Genomic DNA, 5,094 nt, shown 5'->3' with positions numbered 1-5,094 from the left:
TAAGGAAAAAGCCATGGCTAGCATGATTCTAGTCAACAATCCAGGAAGTTGGTCTTATGTCTATCCCCCCTTACTTCACGCTAAGTGGCATGGTTTTACACCCACAGACTTAGTATTTCCTGCCTTTTTATTTATTGCTGGTGTAGCAATGGCTTTTTCCTTAGTCAAGTACACCAATAACAACCAATCCCTATCCCAAGGATATTGGCGTATTGGCAGGCGATGCGCCATTCTATTTGCCCTAGGCTTATTGCTCAATGGTTTTCCGACTTACAACTGGGATACTATTCGGATTATGGGTGTCTTGCAGCGCATTAGTCTTGCCTATCTCCTTAGTGCTGTAGCAGTGCTAAATCTAAAACGACGGGGTTTGTGGGTACTGACCGGAATAGTTTTGCTAGGGTACTGGGCAGCGATGTCTTTATTGCCAGTTCCTGATTATGGTGCTGGTAATCTGACACCGGAAGGGAATTTTGCTGCCTATATCGACCGTATGGTATTGGGAACAAACCATTTATATAAACAAGCTCAATTTGATCCAGAAGGACTGTTTAGCACCTTACCGGCGGTAGTAACTGTTTTGGCTGGCTATTTCGTTGGGGATTGGCTACGCCATCAACCGATACAGTCCCGTACTAGTTTGGGATTAGTACTATTTGGTCTAGGTTGTCTTGGTTTAGGCTGGGTTTGGGATTTCTGGTTCCCAATTAACAAGCAGCTATGGACAAGTTCCTATGTCGTCTTTGCTGCTGGTTGGTCGATGCTGTTACTGGCGGCTTGTTATGAGTTAATTGAAGTGCGGGGATTTCGCCGATGGGGATGGCCCCTAGAAGTGATGGGGTTAAACGCAATTTTTCTGTTTGTCGCATCTGGTTTAGTAGTTCGCATCCTGTATCGAACTAAGGTAGGGACAGGTGATAATGCTGTGAGTACCTATACTTGGATTTATGAAAATCTGTTTCGGTCGTGGGCGGGAGCGATCAATGGTTCTTTGATCTTTGCGATAGTCAATGTACTGTTGTGGTGGGTGATTCTCTATGGGATGTATCGGCGACGCTGGTTGATCAAAATTTAAGGGTTAAGGGTTAAGGGTTAAGGGTTAATTAACCAACAACCTCTAATAACTCTTATGAGTTGCCAATTCTGTCCCAGGTGTTGGATTATTCTCACTTATCCCTTGATTAAACCGATAGCCAACATTGCGAACCGTTTGAATAATGCTGGGTTGTCGAGGATCGGTTTCTATTTTTTTGCGCAGGGCAAGGACATGGGTATCGATGGTGCGCGGATTGTCAATCGCATTGGGCCAAGCACGGCGCAATAATTCAGACCGACTCAAAGCCATTCCCTCTGCTTGGGCGAGTACGTAGAGCAAACTAAATTCTTGGGGAGTCAGGTCAATAAACTCTTCTTTAAAGCGGACACGACGCTGGACTAAATCAATTTTGAGATCACCGTAGTCTAGAGACAGGGGAGCCACCGTAATGCGGAGGCGACGAATTAGGGCTTCTACCCGTGCCATAAATTCCTGTATACCAAAGGGCTTGGTCAGGTAATCATCTGCCCCAGCTTTAAGACCAGTGACGATATCTCTTTCACTATTACGAGCAGACAACATTAAAATTAGAGATTTTCGCTGTTGCTGAAGCCAGCAGCAGAACTCAACTCCATCGCTGTCTGGTAAATCAGAGTCTAGGATAACCAGAGTAGGTTGGCGATGGTGAAAGTCTTCCTTGGCTTGATCAAGATTTTGTGATTGATATACCCCATAGCCGGATTTCTTCAGGTGCGACCCTAGAAGCGATCGCAAATGAGGGTTTCCTTCAATAATCTGAATTCTAACTGAGCCCACGGCACTTTAAAGTCCTCTTAGCCTTAGCCGTTGGGATCTAATCCTAGCAAAGGTCACGTCAACATTCTGTAACAACTGCTACTGATGATACCGATATTGGCTTGGGTTCTTAAAATACGACTTCCTAGTGGCACGATCGCGACCAGGTCAGAGGGACAATAAGGACAATAGTAAAATTTTAATTTACCATTAATTTTAACTGAGCATTTTTAATTATAGCATATAAGATGCAATTTAGTCTAGCTAACATAACAAATAATTGAGAAACGTATCGAGGACTTGCTACTTTTGCTAAACTGAAATTAAGTTGGCGTATCCGAGTTTCTACTGAGTGAGCCAATACCACTACTGTTGATACTCAAAATTTATTAAGACTATGCTGCAAGATCCTCAAGCTATACGCTGCTATCAAAAACTTACTGACTCCCTAGTCGATTTGTGGAATCGAGGTTATAGCTTCGATGAATTGCGGCTATATATCGATGGCTATCTTTCTGCCCTCAAACACACAAATACCCTTGAATCCTATATAACCTACCGCTTAGAAGAAGATGCCATTCGTTATCTTCGTGATCCATCCAACTTTGAGATGGTACCAATGCCGCAGCCAGAAACCGACTACTTTTAAACCTTAAACACACAGAACCCCACTCAATCATATCAAGTCTATTGGAGTACTCATCCTATCCGTTAGCTGGTAATAGGCAATTACCCATTACCCATTACCCATTACCCATTACCCATTACCCATTCCCAAAAAGCGATAGGCTATTCTCTTGAGTAATTAACTGGACTTGATATCAGTGGGTTTTCTTAGCAATCTGCTTTTCCCAAATAGCAACTAAATTCTCAACCCTCTGATCCCAACCATATTGGGAAACACACTCCCTACCGTTGCGACCCATTTCCTGTCGCAACGCTGGGTTCTCAATTAATACTTTGAGCTTGTCGGAGAAATCTTCCTGATTCTGGGGAGTGAACAAAAAGCCATTCCATCCGTCTTGGATATTCTCCACTACCCCACCTGCTTCAGGAGCGAGCACAGGAATTCCAGCAGCAAAGGCTTCTAATATAGTTAGCCCTCTAGTCTCCTTCTCAGATGCTGTGATATGAATATCACTGTTGACCAACAAAGCTGGAACATTTTCCGGTGGGACTCTACCTAGGAAGTAACTATTTGGTGTTAATTTGCTTAACCTGGTAGCAATCTCATCCCGCATCGGACCATCACCAACAATGATCAGTGCGATTTGGTCACTGTTGACCTTTTGTACAACTCGCGAAAAGGCATTTAGGGTAAATTCCCACCCCTTATCTGGAGTTAACCTACCTAAGAAAACTAACTTAACTTTACTGTCAACCCCTCTAAGGTCATAGTTCTTCTCAAAAAACTGTTCCTCCTGTAAATCCGCAGAGAATTTACTAGCATCAAAGCCAAGTAAATTGGCATATAGGGTATTTTTAATGCCTAGATCGATAATTTTTTTATGGGTAATCCGACTAGACACTAGGGTGACATCATAAGAATTATACACCGAAAGCAATATGGTTTTAAAAATAAATTTAATTCCAGCAACGACCAAAGATGGTAGAGAAAAGTAATCTTCGGCATAGTCGAGAAAATTAGTCCTAAAAAAACTCACACAGGGAATACCAGCCTTTTTAGCAAAAGCCACCCCAGGCACTCGAAAAAATCCAAAAAACAGTCTTTCTGGTTCATCAACATGAATAATATCGGGCTGGAATTTTTTTAAATCCTGGAGGAGGATTGAATAGGAACTTCTACGCACCTGACGCTCAAACTCTAAGTCCATGAATGAGGTACTCGGTAAATTGATGATTCTCACTCCAGGCAGGATTTGACCAGTATAATCTCGCCAATTGGGATAGACATCTTCTAACGCACTGTAGTCAGGACAAAATAACAACACCTGGTGTCCCCACTGACTCAGTCGTTGTAGCCTAGATAATCCACTAACTGTTACGCCATCAATGACAGGCAAGAATCCAGAGGTGATAATAGCAATTTTCATGGTTAGTAGAATCTATTACACTCAGAGCGTGTTTAATCTGTAGAGCCAAAGTATTGAGGATGGATCAATTTTTGCATAAATCCTCAGCAGAACAGATCAGGCAAATCTAATAACGTTTCATACCAAATCCGGGTTAATTACCCCCTTTTTAAGCAAAAAGCATGAGGAGCGTGACTAAGCGTGACTAAGCGTGACTGAGAACAGGAGAAAGAATGTTGGAATCATAAAGAGGGTTTTTGAAGCGGATTTGCTATCAAACACTACTAGAGGTAGTTAAACCTAGGTTAGGGTGAATCGCATCCGGCAGTTCCTTTTCCACTCGCCGTATGGGTGGATATCGATAAGCGATAAAGCTTGCCAGGATGTTCAGAATTCCCATCAACAGTAACAGCAAGCCCATGCCACGCCCTGGACCAACTCCAATGATATGGCCAATACTACCTGCTAACAATCCATCGGTAGCCATCATCGGTTCTAAAACATGATCGACTAACGGTCCGGTTAGCATGTGGGCAAGGATCAATAAGGAGTTTTCGATGGCCAGTTGTAAGGCGAAGACCCGTCCTTGCAGATTAGCTGGGACTTTGTTCTGCCAGATAGTCTGATTACAACTAACGATAATGGGTTGAGCAAATAAGACACCAAAAGCCCCAAGAGCAGCCAAGCTCACAGAAGCGCGGCACCCACCTAAAAGTAAGAACAAGCCTTGCAGGATTACAAAGCTAAAAATACCGTATATCCTGGGCTTGGGTCCTCCCCAGGTAGTCATGACCAAGCTACCAATCAGCATCCCACAACCGCCAATAGATAAAATCACCCCAAGTTCAGCACTGGAGGCAAAACTTAACACCAGTGGCCAGAACAACACCTGAAGAATACCCATACTGAAGTAGACCACGGCAAAGAACATCAGCAACCCTCGTAGTCCTTGGCGTTTGGCAATGTAACGCCAGCCTGATACTAGATCTTGGCGCAGTTGAGAGAAGTGGGCTTGCTTTTGATTAGTGTGATGGGTAGACTGGAGATGGGGAATCTGAATACTTAGCAATGTTGCTAGGGCAAAGATGAATGTGATGAAGTCTATTAATAGAATTCCCTGCAAGTGGATGGTCTCCAGCAGGACACCCGCCAAGGTCGGTCCAAGAACATCTTAGCCGTGCTAATGGCATGATGCAAGCCTCTAGGGCAACTGCCAAGATTCTTGGACCG

The 5,094-nt window shown here is 43.6% G+C and carries 5 protein-coding genes; 2 read left to right on the top strand and 3 right to left on the bottom strand.

From position 1 onward, the window contains the following. Nucleotides 1–13: 13 nt before the first annotated feature. Nucleotides 14–1,075, top strand: a complete 1,062-nt coding sequence (locus F6J94_RS29975; protein WP_293046990.1) for a DUF5009 domain-containing protein — start codon at nucleotides 14–16, stop codon at nucleotides 1,073–1,075. 42 nt (nucleotides 1,076–1,117) lie between these two features. On the opposite strand, the gene F6J94_RS29970 is transcribed toward F6J94_RS29975, so the two are convergent. Continuing rightward, nucleotides 1,118–1,852, bottom strand: coding sequence for a response regulator transcription factor (locus F6J94_RS29970; RefSeq protein WP_293046986.1), 735 nt, complete (start codon nucleotides 1,850–1,852; stop codon nucleotides 1,118–1,120). 376 nt (nucleotides 1,853–2,228) lie between these two features. On the opposite strand from F6J94_RS29970, the gene F6J94_RS29965 reads away from it, so the two are divergent. After that, nucleotides 2,229–2,480, top strand: coding sequence for a DUF6761 family protein (locus F6J94_RS29965; RefSeq protein WP_075904034.1), 252 nt, complete (start codon nucleotides 2,229–2,231; stop codon nucleotides 2,478–2,480). A gap of 172 nt (nucleotides 2,481–2,652) precedes the next feature. Here the strand turns inward: F6J94_RS29965 and F6J94_RS29960 are convergent, their stop codons facing one another. Further along, nucleotides 2,653–3,885, bottom strand: a complete 1,233-nt coding sequence (locus F6J94_RS29960) for a glycosyltransferase (RefSeq protein ID WP_293046984.1) — start codon at nucleotides 3,883–3,885, stop codon at nucleotides 2,653–2,655. A gap of 253 nt (nucleotides 3,886–4,138) precedes the next feature. Continuing rightward, the gene (locus F6J94_RS29955) at nucleotides 4,139–4,987 is read right to left on the bottom strand and encodes an MFS transporter (protein WP_293046988.1); all 849 of its coding nucleotides are present in this window, start codon (nucleotides 4,985–4,987) and stop codon (nucleotides 4,139–4,141) included. Nucleotides 4,988–5,094 lie beyond the last annotated feature (107 nt).

The organism is Moorena sp. SIO1F2 (assembly GCF_010672755.1).
GTDB lineage: Bacteria > Cyanobacteriota > Cyanobacteriia > Cyanobacteriales > Coleofasciculaceae > Moorena.
Note: the sequence above shows the minus strand (reverse complement) of the source record. Positions and strands in the feature narration are given on the sequence as shown.